15 protein-coding genes are annotated in these 13,559 nt (G+C 62.5%); 8 read left to right on the plus strand and 7 right to left on the minus strand.

Annotation, left to right across the window (positions count from 1 at the left end):
- Both ACFP9U_RS06175 and ACFP9U_RS06180 read right to left on the minus strand, forming a co-directional pair.
- Nucleotides 1-303, minus strand: a 303-nt coding sequence (locus ACFP9U_RS06175) for a terminase large subunit domain-containing protein (RefSeq protein WP_378619842.1), incomplete at its 3' end; no start/stop codon positions are given.
- On the minus strand, nucleotides 236-730 hold the full coding sequence (locus ACFP9U_RS06180) for a hypothetical protein (protein WP_378619843.1): 495 nt from the start codon (nucleotides 728-730) through the stop codon (nucleotides 236-238). The genes ACFP9U_RS06175 and ACFP9U_RS06180, both read right to left, overlap by 68 nt.
- A gap of 772 nt (nucleotides 731-1,502) precedes the next feature.
- Between ACFP9U_RS06180 and ACFP9U_RS06185 the strand changes: the two genes are divergently transcribed.
- Complete coding sequence (locus ACFP9U_RS06185) at nucleotides 1,503-2,300, plus strand: DUF1828 domain-containing protein (protein WP_378619844.1); 798 nt, start codon at nucleotides 1,503-1,505, stop codon at nucleotides 2,298-2,300.
- 202 nt (nucleotides 2,301-2,502) lie between these two features.
- Nucleotides 2,503-2,967 (plus strand): hypothetical protein, encoded by a 465-nt coding sequence (locus ACFP9U_RS06190; protein WP_378619846.1) that lies wholly within the window; start codon nucleotides 2,503-2,505, stop codon nucleotides 2,965-2,967.
- 331 nt (nucleotides 2,968-3,298) lie between these two features.
- Here the strand turns inward: ACFP9U_RS06190 and ACFP9U_RS06195 are convergent, their stop codons facing one another.
- A complete protein-coding gene (locus tag ACFP9U_RS06195) occupies nucleotides 3,299-4,282 on the minus strand; it encodes an IS1595 family transposase (RefSeq protein ID WP_378619847.1) in 984 nt (327 codons plus the stop codon).
- A gap of 319 nt (nucleotides 4,283-4,601) precedes the next feature.
- Between ACFP9U_RS06195 and ACFP9U_RS06200 the strand changes: the two genes are divergently transcribed.
- The 3 genes from ACFP9U_RS06200 to ACFP9U_RS06210 all read left to right on the plus strand — a co-directional run bounded on the left by ACFP9U_RS06200 (nucleotide 4,602) and on the right by ACFP9U_RS06210 (nucleotide 7,963).
- Nucleotides 4,602-6,749 (plus strand): transglycosylase domain-containing protein, encoded by a 2,148-nt coding sequence (locus tag ACFP9U_RS06200; protein ID WP_378619848.1) that lies wholly within the window; start codon nucleotides 4,602-4,604, stop codon nucleotides 6,747-6,749.
- A gap of 85 nt (nucleotides 6,750-6,834) precedes the next feature.
- Nucleotides 6,835-7,419: a DUF1214 domain-containing protein gene (locus ACFP9U_RS06205; protein ID WP_378619850.1), complete on the plus strand. Its 585-nt coding sequence runs from the start codon at nucleotides 6,835-6,837 to the stop codon at nucleotides 7,417-7,419.
- Entirely contained in the window at nucleotides 7,412-7,963 is a 552-nt protein-coding gene (locus ACFP9U_RS06210; RefSeq protein ID WP_378619851.1) for a DUF1254 domain-containing protein, read from the plus strand. The genes ACFP9U_RS06205 and ACFP9U_RS06210 overlap by 8 nt, the downstream gene beginning before the upstream one ends.
- 6 nt (nucleotides 7,964-7,969) lie before the next feature.
- Here the strand turns inward: ACFP9U_RS06210 and ACFP9U_RS06215 are convergent, their stop codons facing one another.
- Entirely contained in the window at nucleotides 7,970-8,149 is a 180-nt protein-coding gene (locus ACFP9U_RS06215) for a hypothetical protein (RefSeq protein WP_378619853.1), read from the minus strand.
- 234 nt (nucleotides 8,150-8,383) lie between these two features.
- Between ACFP9U_RS06215 and ACFP9U_RS06220 the strand changes: the two genes are divergently transcribed.
- Nucleotides 8,384-9,304, plus strand: a complete 921-nt coding sequence (locus ACFP9U_RS06220) for a hypothetical protein (protein WP_378619855.1) — start codon at nucleotides 8,384-8,386, stop codon at nucleotides 9,302-9,304.
- On the opposite strand, the gene ACFP9U_RS06225 is transcribed toward ACFP9U_RS06220, so the two are convergent.
- Genes ACFP9U_RS06225 through ACFP9U_RS06235 form a run of 3 tightly spaced genes read right to left on the minus strand, consistent with a single transcriptional unit; the run spans nucleotide 9,280 to nucleotide 12,215 of the window.
- A complete protein-coding gene (locus ACFP9U_RS06225; RefSeq protein WP_322452220.1) occupies nucleotides 9,280-9,624 on the minus strand; it encodes a DUF1491 family protein in 345 nt (114 codons plus the stop codon). The two genes, ACFP9U_RS06220 and ACFP9U_RS06225, sit on opposite strands and share 25 nt — an antisense overlap.
- Before the next feature lie 22 nt (nucleotides 9,625-9,646).
- Nucleotides 9,647-10,498, minus strand: a complete 852-nt coding sequence (locus ACFP9U_RS06230; protein WP_378619856.1) for a peptidoglycan-binding protein — start codon at nucleotides 10,496-10,498, stop codon at nucleotides 9,647-9,649.
- The gene (locus ACFP9U_RS06235) at nucleotides 10,473-12,215 is read right to left on the minus strand and encodes a sensor histidine kinase (RefSeq protein ID WP_378619858.1); all 1,743 of its coding nucleotides are present in this window, start codon (nucleotides 12,213-12,215) and stop codon (nucleotides 10,473-10,475) included. Before ACFP9U_RS06235 ends, ACFP9U_RS06230 begins: the two co-directional genes overlap by 26 nt.
- A gap of 482 nt (nucleotides 12,216-12,697) precedes the next feature.
- On the opposite strand from ACFP9U_RS06235, the gene ACFP9U_RS06240 reads away from it, so the two are divergent.
- Together ACFP9U_RS06240 and ACFP9U_RS06245 are read left to right on the plus strand one after the other, a co-directional pair.
- On the plus strand, nucleotides 12,698-13,036 hold the full coding sequence (locus ACFP9U_RS06240) for a DUF5330 domain-containing protein (protein ID WP_378619860.1): 339 nt from the start codon (nucleotides 12,698-12,700) through the stop codon (nucleotides 13,034-13,036).
- Nucleotides 13,037-13,102: 66 nt separating this feature from the next.
- A complete protein-coding gene (locus ACFP9U_RS06245) occupies nucleotides 13,103-13,528 on the plus strand; it encodes a SufE family protein (protein WP_322452269.1) in 426 nt (141 codons plus the stop codon).
- The last annotated feature ends 31 nt before the right edge of the window (nucleotides 13,529-13,559 follow it).

Genomic DNA, 13,559 nt, shown 5'->3' on the forward strand with positions numbered 1-13,559 from the left:
CAGGAGCCCGGACGGTCCCTCGATCATCACCTCGCGCACGTCGGCCAGCGTCTCGCCGACCAGCGCGATCCGCTTATATCTCTGCTCCGCAAAAGGGGGCAGGCCCCGCACGAGCGCGTTGACCCACTCCGCGCCAAGCCGCGTCTTGCCGCATCCGCGCCCGCCCATCACCAGCCAGGTATCGCGAAGCCGCGCCCCCACCGGGTATTGCGGCACGCGCGCATGGCCGAACCATTCATCGGGAATCTGGAGCGCCAGCCTCCCCTTGAGGTTCGCCGCCGCCCAGGCTTGCTGCGAGTTCACAAGCAAGCTCCACGATGCGGGCATCGATGAGGGCAAGTGCGGCGGCCAGTTCTGCATCGTTCTTCTTCTTCTTTTCTGCAGCACGCTCGGGAACGCGGGTCATTTCACCGAGCTTTTCGACCATCCTCAGCATGGCCGACAGCGCGTCGATGCGCGCCTTGTCGTAACCCCCTGCGGCCCGCCCCTCGGCGCTTGCCGCCTCCAGATCACCCACCAGCCGGTCCGACAGCGCCATAAGCCGCCTTTCCAGCGCCTCGGGATCGGAAAGGGAAAATTCTTCCGGCGCGCGCCACCCTTCCTCCCGCGCCCGCCTTTCGAGATAAGCCTCCGTCCGCCCCGAGATCCGCGCCAGCAGATCCAGACTCGCCGGCGCCCCTTCATAAAGCGCCCGCACCGGCGTAAGCACACCTGCAGCCGATCCCGGCAATCCACCTCTCCCATCCAGCCAACAAAAAAGCGCCGGGCCCGAAAGCCACAGCGCTCGCAAATCTCCATGCCGGAAGAACCGAAACAGCGCCGCTAAACACCGCGCCGCCGCTGAACCCACTTTTCCGACGATGCCTGAACCCTACCAAACCACCGTCACGGCGTCAAGGACTTTTTTCCTAATTATATACGTGACAAAGTACGGGCGATTCGTTAAGGTGAGTGTTGCGTGACAGGCCGGCAACCCGCTAAGAAGGTTCCATGCGGGTGGTTGACGTAATTCGGTCAACAAAGACGGGTGTGGTGCACTCATCTTGGACCGACGAAAAGCTAAGAGCTAAGGACTTCCCCTTGAGCAAGAAGAGGGGGAAAGCCCATCCGCTCACACGCCGCTATAGGTGGCAGATAATTACGTTTACGGCGCTCGGACGTGGGTTTCGAGTGCTCGCGGCATACCATACAGAAGTGCCGGAATTCATTGCTACGCTAGCCGAAGATGTGGGCACAGATTGTCGCGTTCTCGCGCGATGGGAGTTCCACGGGAGCCATGCTGGATGGCATGTTCATTCGTGTTGCGGCGACGCGGACGATTCGGCGACCGGGTTAGTGAAACCATTCGGTACGCGGCGCATTCCTGACAAGGAGTCCTATCATCGCCACATAAATTTGCTTAACGATGGCCATGATATGGAGGATGCGATCGCGACGGCGATCGCGTGCAGTTTTGTCGGGCTTCCATTCCAGTCCGACATATTTGTTCAAGGCGCGGTACCATGGTTTTGAAGGAGCGAATTTGCAGGGCGTTCTGCGAGAACGTGCGCGTCACCGCTTTCAAGGGCGGTCTAGCAATCGGCACGCCTTATCACAACTACCTTTCCGGAGACCCCATAGGGATATACGCGCTGGGCCCGAAGGGGGGCGCATACCGACTTGTTGATAATGCGCTAACGGTAGCGTTTCTTGAAGCCGAAGGCGCTTCCATGGAGGCAAATAGCCGCCGTGAGGCTCTTTCGCAGATCCTGGAACAGCACGGCGCGGCCTATGATGAAGACATGGGCGAAGTCTTCATTGAAGGGGTCACTGAGGCCGATCTACCCAAAGCTGTTCTTGAGTTTTCGGCGCTTCTGCTTCGCCTGAACGATTTGATTCACCTTACTGTTGAGCGTGTCAAGAATGCGTTTGAGGATGATGTCCGGACCGCAATCAGGGCAGAGATGGGCAGGCGTCGTATTCGCTTTATCGAAGGACAGGCGGTGTCAGATCAATTGAGCGACATTGCACCTGACATGGTGTTTTATCCAGAACATCGCGACCCGGTGGCATTGTTCATCGTGACCAATGACTCGAAATTGTGGCAGGCGATGCTTCTACGAGTCATCGCAGATAGCGAAAAACACGTGCCTCTCTCGGTCGTCGCTGTCTTGGAAACGGATAGCTCGGTCAGCCAGAAGGTTCGCCTCCAAGCGGATAACCGCCTTGACGCAATCCCGCGCTATAGGAGCGGCCCCAATGACGCAATCCAAAGAATCACACGAGTTGTCGTCGGAAACGAAGCAGGAACCGTCCACTGATGCCGAGCGCTTCAACGAGACGCTAAAGCGGATGCTAAAGACCCCGCCTAAGCCGCATGAGAAGGCGGTGAAGGAGAAACCGAGCAAGCCGCCTCACAAGCGCACACCCAAGCCTACGAAATCTGCGTCGCGGGACTAGTATTACAGCAGCGTCGAAAGGCTGCTATGTATCCCCTTTAGCTTCTTGCTGGGGGATCATCTCATGAGCGACCCTAAGGATGGATGGGCGGCACAAGAGTTTGTGGCGCTCCCAACTGTCTTATTTACTCATGATGAAGCGCGGATCGAGCACATCATTTCGGAAGAGACCCTCATGCAATTAGCGCACAGCGGTCGCAACCGCTCACTGGAAATTGCCATTGGTTCGCTAGGTGTAGCTGCGGGCTTTTTCCAGAATTTTGCAAATGTAATCGGGCGCATGTGGGCGAGCCAGCCGCTTCCGAATTGGGACGCTGTAGGGGCGCTATTTTTTGTGGTTGCCGCCACCACTACGATTACCTTCCTGATATCCTACAGGCGGAACAACACAGACACGGAAGATCTGATAACCAAGATCAAAAGCAGAAAAGTGGGGCGGATAGTCGAGCCCGGCAAACCGTATGTAGCTGGCGAGCCGATAGCGCCTGTTCCGTCTATGGAACAAGTCTCTGCTTCAACCACTGAGTGATGTCGGTGGTGTAGCCAAACCAAGCTGCTTCGTTTGAAAGCCTGGCGACGAAAAGCTTATCGTTGGAATCCAAGCACGGAGTTAGGTAATCTCTGATTTGAACGCTGGTCTGGTTCGTGTCGATAATCCATACCGATTGCTGCATGTGCCAGCGTGTCGGATAGGTTTTCAGCTTTCCGATCAAGCACTCATAATTCTGCCCTTGCTGGTGAAGATCGTAAGCGACGATATATGCGGCCATTTCGTCCTAACCCCGCGCGGAAGATGCAAGCTCTTAGCACATTATTTGCTGTTGCGCTTTCGTCTTTGCAGAAAGCGCCTCGCCTTCTGCTTAGGCGTTACCCGCTTCACCAATCCGCCGATAGGTCAGGCGCTTGCCTTCGATCATCGCAAGCAACTGGTCGTGGCGCTCGCTATCAGTGACCTTTAGAGCCGCGCGACGGTTATAACGGAAATCGAACTCGGCAAGGTAGCGGTGCAAATGGGCTTCGCCACAATGCTGGTAGACGCCAACCATGCCGCGCTTGAAGACGGAGAACACGTTCTCAATCGTGTTGGTGTGAATGACGGTACCGTCTTTCTCAAAGCGGGCATATTCCTTTGCCGAATGCTTCACCGTCTCATGCTTAGCGTATTCGTCGCCGGTCGTGGTGTAGAGACGGCTTTCGTCGGTGTAGAGGATGGACTTACGGTCGGCATTGCGGACCAGCACGTTGCGCACGGTCTCTTTCGTGGCGTCGTTCAAGTGGAACATGCGAGTGTGGCCACCGCGCTCAACAAGGCCGACAACGATGCGCTTCTGTGCGCCGCCTGACTTGCCGCCTTTGGTGTAGGTGGGAACGCGGCCACGAGCGAGCTTACGCGGCGTCTCGCGCTTGCCGATATAGGTCTCGTCGGCTTCAACGGTCTTGCCTTCACCGCCTAAAGGGCCGGACGTGTCGTTGTCCTCTTTCATGGCCTCACGAATGCGATGCGCCATGAACCACGCGGTCTTGTAGGTGACGCCGAGCATACGATGAAGCTGGTGGGCGCTCATGCCCTTCTTCGATGAAGACATGAGGAACGTCGCCAGAAGCCACTTGTTGAGCGGGATTTTGGAGCGCTCGAACACGGTGCCGACTGTGACGGAAAACTGCAGGCGGCATTCCATGCAGTTGTAGAGGCCGGGGCGATGGGCTTTGCCCTTCATCTGCGTGATGCGCTCGGGATCGGCATTGCCGCAATGCGGGCAGATGGGACCATTCGGCCAGCGCTGCGCTTCAAGGTGTTCGCGGGCTGCGTCAACATCGGTGAAAATGGGGTGATCGAGCTTCATCGGTTTGTCCTCTCTGCCCCAAACCTATGAAATCGCCCGTGCTTTGTCAAGTATATAATTAGGACTTTTTTCCTAATTATATACACCCGATACAACAAAGGCAGCAAACCACCCCTCGAAAACATCGCACGTTGCCGTTCTGTGACAGGTCTTTACCCATTTTGCGTTCTCTCTTCCTTCCGGTCGGAATCCTCCTCCTGCCGTGCCGCAAATGTGCTAATCCTTTTCAAGGAGGGACATTTCCTTGCGCTCTTGCCGCGACCGGTTTCCGCGACAAATGAAAGGGCAAGGCTAAGGGAAGAGGCTGGGCGGCCGACAGATGGAAAACGGGCGAAGGTCGGACAAGGGGCGGGTACCGAGGGCTACGAGGCTCCTCGAAGTCGACGCTTGGATCGACTCCACGCTTTACGAAGCCGGCTTCAAACTGTCCGAGACCTGGGAAAACATCACGATCTTCTTCCGCCGCTTTCGTGTCTATGGCCCGCAGCGCGCGGTGGTGGAGTTCTTCAGTGAAGGTGTGACCCTGATTGCTGCTGGTGCCGTCATCATGCTGGCGCTGGCCATGCCCGCCTTCGAGGAGACCGCCGGCGACTGGCGCGTCCAGGACGACTATGCCGTCACCTTCCTCGACCGCTACGGAAACGAGATCGGCCAGCGCGGCATTATCCAGCGCGATTCTGTGCCCGTCGGCGAGATGCCAGATCACGTGGTCAAGGCGGTGCTCGCCACCGAAGACCGGCGGTTTTACGAGCATTTCGGCATCGATTTTTTCGGCCTCCTGCGCGCCATGAACGAGAATGTGCGTGCCAACACCATCGTCCAGGGCGGCTCCACCATCACCCAGCAGCTGGCCAAGAACCTTTTCCTGACCAACGAGCGCACGATGGAGCGCAAGATCAAGGAGGCGTTCCTGGCAATCTGGCTGGAAGCCAACCTGTCTAAGAGGGAAATTCTCCAGTTCTATCTCGACCGTGCCTATCTCGGCGGCGGCACGTTCGGCATCGCCGCCGCGGCCGATTTCTACTTCGACAAGGAGGTGAAGGACCTGGACCTTGCCGAGGCGGCCATGATCGCCGGTCTCTTCAAGGCGCCGGCGCGCTATGCACCGCACATCAACCTGCCGGCCGCCCGCGCCCGCGCCAACGAGGTTCTGTCCAATCTGGTCCAGTCCGGCTTCATGACGGAGGGGCAGGTCCTCTCGGCCCGGCTCAACCCCGCCAGTGCGGTGGACCGGGGCAAGCACGACAGTCCGGACTATTTCCTCGACTGGGCCTTCGAGCAGGTCAAGGAGATCGCGCCCGATGGCGCCACCCACTCGCTCGTCGCACGCACGACCTTCGATCCCGACCTGCAGCACGCCGTCGAGGAATCGCTCGAATACCATCTGCGCCAGTATGGCGAGGACTATGACGTCAGCCAGGGCGCTGCGGTGGTTCTGGAGACCAATGGCGCCGTGCGCGCCATCGTCGGCGGGCGCGATTATGGCCAGAGCCAGTTCAACCGCGCCACCCGGGCCGTGCGGCAGCCCGGCTCCTCCTTCAAGCCCTATGTTTATGCCACGGCGATGGAGGCGGGTTTCGAGCCGGGTTCGGTTATCTCCGACGGGCCGATCTCCTGGGGCAACTGGTCGCCGCAAAACTATACACGCCGCTATGCCGGCCGGGTGGACCTCGCCACCGCGCTCATCCATTCCTACAACACCGTACCGGTGCGCCTTGCACGCGATCATCTCGGCATCGAGCCGATCCAGAAGCTTACGAAGGCGATGGGGGTGGAAACGGAGCTCAACGGCCACAAGACCATGGTGCTCGGCACCTCCGGTATGACCGTCATGGACCAGGTAACCGCGTACAGCGTCTTCGCCAATGGCGGGTTTGCGGGTACGCGCCATGGTATCCGACAGCTTCTCACCCACTCGGGGAAGGTCGTCTACGACGACGCGCGCGACACCCCTGCCCCGCACCGCGTACTCAGCCAGCAGGCGGTCTCGGCCATGAACAGCATTCTGGTCCAGGTTCCCGAACGGGGAACCGGACGGCGGGCTGCCCTTCCCATGGCGCGCTCGGCCGGCAAGACCGGCACCACCCAGTCCTACCGTGACGGCTGGTATGTCGGCTACACCGGCAACTATGTTGCCGCCGTCTGGCTCGGCAATGACGACTACCATCCCACCAACCGCATGACCGGAGGCTCCCTGCCGGCCATGGTCTGGCAACGCTTCATGGCCTATGCGCATCGCAACATCGAGCTGAAGCCAATTCCCGGGATCGAGAACCCCCTGCTCGAGCGCGATGAAACCGTGGTCGCCGCGACGGATGGTGCGGCGGGCGAAACGGACGATCTTGGCACGCGCACGCGCATTTTGCCGCCGGCCACCAAAGACGTCTTGGACGGCCTGCTCGAGCGCTTCCGTAGTGCGCCTGCCCTGGAGCAGAACGGAGGCCCCGAGGCGGTTTCGGCACTTTGACCCGTCAGCCGGCGGCAACGCCCACGCTTGCACTGCAGCGGTGGGCTCGGCTATCCCCCTTTGAAAACATCCGTCGCGGACACTCATGCTGAAAACGGTATTCCTTGTCCTGCTCTCGCTCGTCATAGCGATCGGCGGAGGTGCGGCGAGCGTCTGGCTGATGCTGGAGGAGGCGCCGCCCATCGGCGCCGTCAGGGCGGGGCCGTGGACGGCTTATCCAAGCATGGGAACCCGTGAAGCCGATCCCTATTCCCGGGCGCGCTTTGCCCGCGAAGGGGGCATCCCGCTTGGCCGCTCGGAAGGCATCGTTTTCACTGCCATGCGGGATTCGGCCGGACAGAGTCTCAGTCGGAGCTGCACCTACAGGATCGAGGGACCGATGCCGGTGGCGCGCCTGTGGACGCTTTATGCCGCTGCGCCCGGCGGCGCGCTGCTGCCACCGCTTCACCGCCGTCAAACCGCCCTGCACTCCTGGCGGATTCTGCGCGCGCCCGACAACGGCTTCGCGATCACCGTCTCGCCCCATCCCGCACCGGGAAACTGGCTGGCTCTCACCGGCACGGGGGAGTTGCGCCTCGTACTCACTCTCTTCGACACGCCGGCGACCAACGGTGCTGAAGCACAAGGGCTTTCACTGCCGGAAATCAGAAGGACGGGGTGTGATGCTTAGGATCCTCCATGCCGTCCTGCTCGGACTCGTCGGGGCGGCCATTGTCCACATCGTCATCCTCTTCCTGGTGCCGCGCTATTCCACCGAGGATGTATGGACCCGCCTGTCCGCCGCCGTACGCCCCTATGAAACGGTCCGCCTGGAGCGGGCGGTTCTCGGTGCGGACGTTCCAGAACCGGCCAATCCCTTTATCGAGGCCGCGGTCTGCCCGTTCGATCTCGGCGACGGGACACTTCACGTTCGCGGCAGCGGCGCGGTCCCCTTCTGGTCCATGTCCATCTACGACCTCAACGGCCTCAACGTCTTCAGCATCAGCGATCGGGCGATGGCGGGCAAGGACCTCGATCTCGTCGTCCTGACTCCGGAGCAGATGCTGCGGATGCGGCGGGCCGTTCCGGCGGCGTTCCGCGACTCGGTGTTCATCGAGGTCGATTCTGCGGAGGGACTGCTGCTCTTTCGCGCCTTTGTTCCCGACGAGACGTGGCGCGGCGTCGCCGAGACCTTTCTGGAAGGCATCCGCTGCGCGCCCGGACAGGCCGACTGACGGCCTTCAGCGCTTCTTCCGCCGCTTGGCACTGCGCGGGCCGGCGGAAACCTTCTTGCAAGCTGCGGATTGTACGCGCTCATAGCGCACACCGGGGAAAATGATGACCTCGGCGCCCCCGTCCGGAAGCGCCCGCCGCGCGCGTGCCGGCGTATGGTCGGGCTTGAAGGGAAAGATCGTGGCCATATCTCACGTTCCCGCATCGTGCCGGAGTGGGTACGCAACGCCTCCGCGCGTCATCAACGCCGATTATGGTTAAAAAATCCTTTATGCAACCCGCCCCGGCGCACCCCCATGGTGAAGACTTTGCTTAACGGCGCGGTTAATGGGTCGCTAACGCATTCCCGATAATTTGAGCGAAACGGGCACGGTGGTCACCGCCGTGCCGAATTAACCCATGTTGTGTCCAGGCGTTGCTGCGTGTCGACTGCGGATTTCAGGCATATCGCGTTCAGGGGGCAGGCGGGCAATGGAGAGCGGCTCTTCCGTGCGGCCATCTCCAGCTTTTGCAGCCTCGCCCGGCCGACGCGCAATGAGCTCGTCCAACTCGACGATCTCGCCCTCGGCCTTTACGATTCCGTGCCGGCCGAGGCGCGCCGTTTCGCTGCGGCGGCGCTCTGCGAGTGCGATCCAGCCCCGCCCGGGCTCGTGCGCAGGCTCTGCGCCGAGCCCGTGGGGATTTCTGCGCCGCTCCTGGTGCGTTCACGCACCCTCGGCGATGTCGATCTGATCAGGCTCATCGCGCGCCACGGCCTGCCGCATGCGCGCGCCATTGCCAGGCGTGACGACCTCAATCCCGTGGTGGCCGACCTTATCCGTGCGCTCATCGCGCGGGCAGAAAGCGCAGCCGAAATCTCCGGCAATTCGGAACAAGCTGAAGACGCGCTGGAAGAAGCACGCCGACAACTGCGCGCGGTCATGCGGGAAGCGGAGGAAAGGAAAGCCGAAACAGAGGAAACCCGCGACATCGCTTCGCAAGGATCGGAAGAGACGTACCGCCGCTTGCGGGATTCCGTGCTTGCCGGGGACAAAGCCGGGTTCGCCGCCGCGCTCGCCGAGGCGCTCTCGATTTCGCCGTCAGAGGCGCGCCGCCTCGCCGACGGCATCGTCTACTCCGATCTCCTCACCGGCTTGAAAGCACTCGGACTGACGGTCGAACAGGCGTTTCTGATCAGTGCGACGGCCTACCCGGCCCAGTTGGCGCATGCCGCCGGCATCCGCCTCTTCGTGGAGCGGTACCAGGCCACCTCGGTGGAAAGTGCGCGGGAAAAGGTCGTCTTCTGGCGCCTGAAGGGGCAGCGAACGGGTGCCGCACCTCAGTCGCTGGCCAGCGCCAGATAGCTGTCCACCTCCGCGGCCGTCTCGATCTCGACGATCCATACGTCCGGGTCGAAGCGAATCTCGCGCTCCAGGCGTTTTTCCACCGCCTCCTCATCTCCCGTGGCGGAAAGACGTACGAACTGCCGGTCACTCGGTCGCGCCTCGTCATAGCTGGTCTGCGAGGCCGGCGCGAAGAGCTCCAGTTCGCCCAGGCGCGTGCGCCGGATCACGAAGATGGCGCCTGCCTCCTTCGCACCCCTGCGCCTGACCGCCGCGAAACCGCCGTCGGAGAAAATGCGCCTCACCAGCACCGATACCCACAAGTCGCTGGTCACGCGCATTGAGCGGTCCTCGATCGGCGGATCAGTTGGTCAATCCGATTTCGCGCATCTTGGAAAGAAGCGGTTCGTCCGGCTCGCCTGTCACCGGCAGGCCGAACAAGGACTGGAACTCGCGGATCGCGCCGCGCGTGTTCTCGCCCAGGACACCGTCGACCTCGATATCGTCGTTGCCGAAGGCCTTCAGGGCCGCCTGGACGCGCTCGACCGTCGGATCGCCCGCTGCCTGTGCGGCGGCGGCATCCAGGGAAGCGGTCTGCACCGCCTCATCGGCTTGCGGCGCCGGGCGTGGCGCAGGACGCGGCGGGGCAGCATTCGCGGTCGCCTCTTCCAGACCGAGCTGCTGTAGCAAGGGCGCATCGATCTCGCCGTTTTCCTCGAGTCCGACGATGCGCCGGTATGTCTCCACCGCCCCGCGCGTCTGCGGTCCCGTCAGGCCATCGACCGGCCCGCGGTAAAGCCCCAGTTCGCTGAGAACGTTCTGTACCGCCCGCACCGTCGGATCACCTACCTCAGCAGGCTGAGTGTCCGTGTCCTCGGCAACCGAGCCGGTTGTCTCGGGTTCCGCTGCCGGCTGCCGCCGCGGTTCGGCGGGCGCGCGGCGCGTCTCTTCCCGCGGTGCGGCTTGAGGTTGAGGCGCCTTGTCCTGCTCGGGCACGGCGAATTGGGAGGCGCGCGTCGACACGAAAGCGCTGGGGTGCATCTGCGGCTGATACCATAGTGCGTTGGCCGAAACGAAGGCCAGCGACACGAAAAAGGCCGTCGTTCCCCCCACCGCAATTGGATTGCGCGCAACGGCGGCCCCGGCGGCGGAAAGCCCCGCACCGAACCAGCCGCTACGCCGGCGGCGTTCAGGCGCTCTTGCGTAGTGTTTCATCGTTCCACTCGCCACTCCAGTTCGCTCCGCCGTCCGCGGCACCTGCAGCCTCCAGTTCCTCGTCTTGCCTCACATCGCTGGCCGGCAGCGAAACATGCACGCGTGTGCCGGCGCCCGGCGCGCTCTCGATGCTCATGCCACCGCCCTGCAGGCCCACCAAGCCCTTGACCAGCGCCAACCCGAGCCCCGTGCCCTGGTGCGAATAGCCGTTCTGCACCTGCGTGAAAGGCGTGCCTACCCGCTCCAGGTCATCGGCGGCCATGCCGATCCCCGTGTCGCTGACGGTAAGGTCCAGCCGATCGCCGGAACGTCGCGCCGTCACCTTCACCTCTCCCGAGGGCGTAAACTTCACGGCATTGGAAATCAAGTTGATGAGCACCTGCTGAAGCGCACGGCGGTCGCAATGCACCATACCGATGTCCTTTGCGATATCGGTCTTCAAGGCCACCGCCTTTGCTTCCGCCTCGCGCGCCATCAGCGCGACGCACAAATCGACCGCCTCGTCGAATGCGAAAGGCTCCGCCGCCAGCGCATAGGTGCCCGACTGCAGCTTCGAGATGTCCAGAACACCGTTCACCACCGACAGGAGATGCCCGCTTGCCTGGCGGATGAGGCCCACATATTCGCGTTGCTTGTCGTTCGCGAAGCCACCGAACATCTCATTGGCAAGGACATCGGAGAAGCCGACAATGGCATTGAGCGGCGTACGCAGTTCATGGCTCACGGAAGCCACGAAGTGATCACGGGCAAGTGTCGCGCCTTCCGCGGCTTCTTTCGCCCTGGCAAGCGCGGCCTGCAGTTCGTCGGTGGCCGCATCGTCGCGAAGAACTGCGATCGCCGTCCCTTCAGGATCGGCGACCATGTCTGCAATCACGCTGCGATAGTGCCCGCCCGGAACGCCGTCGTCCGCCGGCATTCTCACGCGCAGCCGCACGGTGCGCGATTCGGCTCCCTCCCTCAGGTCCGCCAGGGCGCTCATGTAGGATACGCGGTCGGCGACGTGGAGACGGTCGAAGAGGCCGGGGCCCAGCAGCATCTCGGGCGCGACCGCCAGAAGCCTTCGAGCTTGCTCGGAAGCATGCGCGACATCGCCGTTCGAACGCAGGCCGAGGACGACCGCCCCGATGATGTCCTCGACCGGCGGCTGCCGGGACTCGGCCTCCCCGCGCGCCTCGAAAAGGCCGGAGGAAAGTCGGAGGACGATGGTGGCGGCGTAGGCAAGCGGTACGATCCACTGCCAGGCTGAACCCAAAACCGTAGACGCCACATCCGGCATAGCCGCGGCTGCGCCGGCGCCGAGAACCACGCCAGCGCCTCCCGCAGCAAGGCCAAGACCGGCGGCCCTGCGATTGCGGGCGATCCACCCGGCTTCCACCGCCGGCACGGCAGCCATCGCCGCAAGTGGTGAGGCAAGTCCGCCGCCGACGGCGATCAGGCCGGCGACAACTGCCATGCCGAGGATGACCGCGGCCGGCTCGACGAGATCGCGACGTCCCGTGGCGATCAGCGCGAATGGAGCAAGCAGCCCGAGGCCGAACACCATCGCCACACCGGTTAGAACGGTCGTGCCGCCCCCCAATCCGGCGAGCACGAGCGCAGCCGCAAGCGCCGCAAAGGCAGGGGCAGCAAAGAGGACCTGAAGAAGGCGTAGTTGACGCGCGCGCTCGGCCTCGCCCGTCACGGACGGATGCAGCAGGCGGGCGCATGCGGCCTGCATGCCCTGGAGCCGATCTGCGACATGGAACTCTCGTGTACTCAACTCGACGCGCTCAGCTTGTGTCCGCTTGGCGGGCTCTTGTTCTCGTCGCGACCCTGGCACCCAGCCTTTAAGGAAAGGATAAATTGCCGTCGCCGAACGCCGCGCCGCGCGCGAAAAGCAGGTGGCGCGAAGGTGCGAATGCCCGCATGGTTAACAAAGGGTCGCCCGTCAGCGCGCGGGAATAACGGCTCCCATGCGTCCCGATTCAAGCCGCGGGGAGACTGATTGCCCAACGATGGCAGGAGTTTGGCTGGTTAAGCACCTAAATGCCAAAGTTATGAGAACTCGAACTAAAGGCGCTTCAAGAGCCGATTTTCCGTCTTTTCTGCTTGTTTACCGAGAATTTTAGCCAATTCCTCAGGGCCCCACGCGTAGCATTTCACCCAAGCCCCACGGCCCTGCCCGTCACGGGCGGAGGCCGCACAGGAGACGTGTGAACCATGAGATTCCTGATCCGCTGCGCATTCTGGCTGTCGCTGGCGCTCCTGTTCATCCCGTTGGGCACGCATGGCCAAGCTCCGGATGTCGAACCGGTCACTCCCTTGGAAACGCTGGGTGCCGCCGGCGAGGCCGTGCGCGACGTCGCCCGCCTGTGTGAACGCCAGCCGCAGGTCTGTGCCGTCGCCAGCGCGGCAATGCATACGATCGCCGCACGCGTGCGGGAAGGCCTGCGGCTCGCCGAGCAACTGACCGGCGGCGAGGAATCGCCACAGGCGGAACCGCAGGAAGCCCCCACCCCTGAGGAACAAGTCGTCGGCCCCTCCGCACCGCGGAACTGAGGATTCTACGCCCCACGGATGGGATTTTTCCGTGACGCTCGCGGCGAGAAACACTATATGCAGGCCATGACAACGACCATCGACACGATCCGCGACGATTTCGCGTTCCTGGACGACTGGCAGGAGCGTTACCGCTATATCATCGAGCTGGGAAACGAGCTGCCGGAATATCCCGAGTCCGCGCGCGACGATCGGCACAAGGTGCGCGGTTGCGTCAGCCAGGTGTGGCTGCAGACCAATATCGGCGACGGCTCCGATCCGGTCATCACCTTCCGCGGCGACTCCGATGCCCATATCGTGCGCGGCCTTGTAGCCATCGTCCTGGCCCTTTTCAGCCAGCGCCGGGCAAGCGAGATCCTCGCCACGGACGCTGAAGAAGCGCTGCGCGCCCTTGGACTCGACGAGCATCTCACGCCGCAGCGTGCCAACGGCCTGCGCGCCATGATCCAGCGCATCAAGCGCGAGGCCGAAGGCGCCATGGCGGCGGCATAGCCCGCCGGGTGCCGCCGTGGCGGTCCGGCGC

The sequence above is a fragment of the Nitratireductor sp. GCM10026969 genome (genome assembly GCF_042660605.1).
GTDB lineage: Bacteria > Pseudomonadota > Alphaproteobacteria > Rhizobiales > Rhizobiaceae > Chelativorans.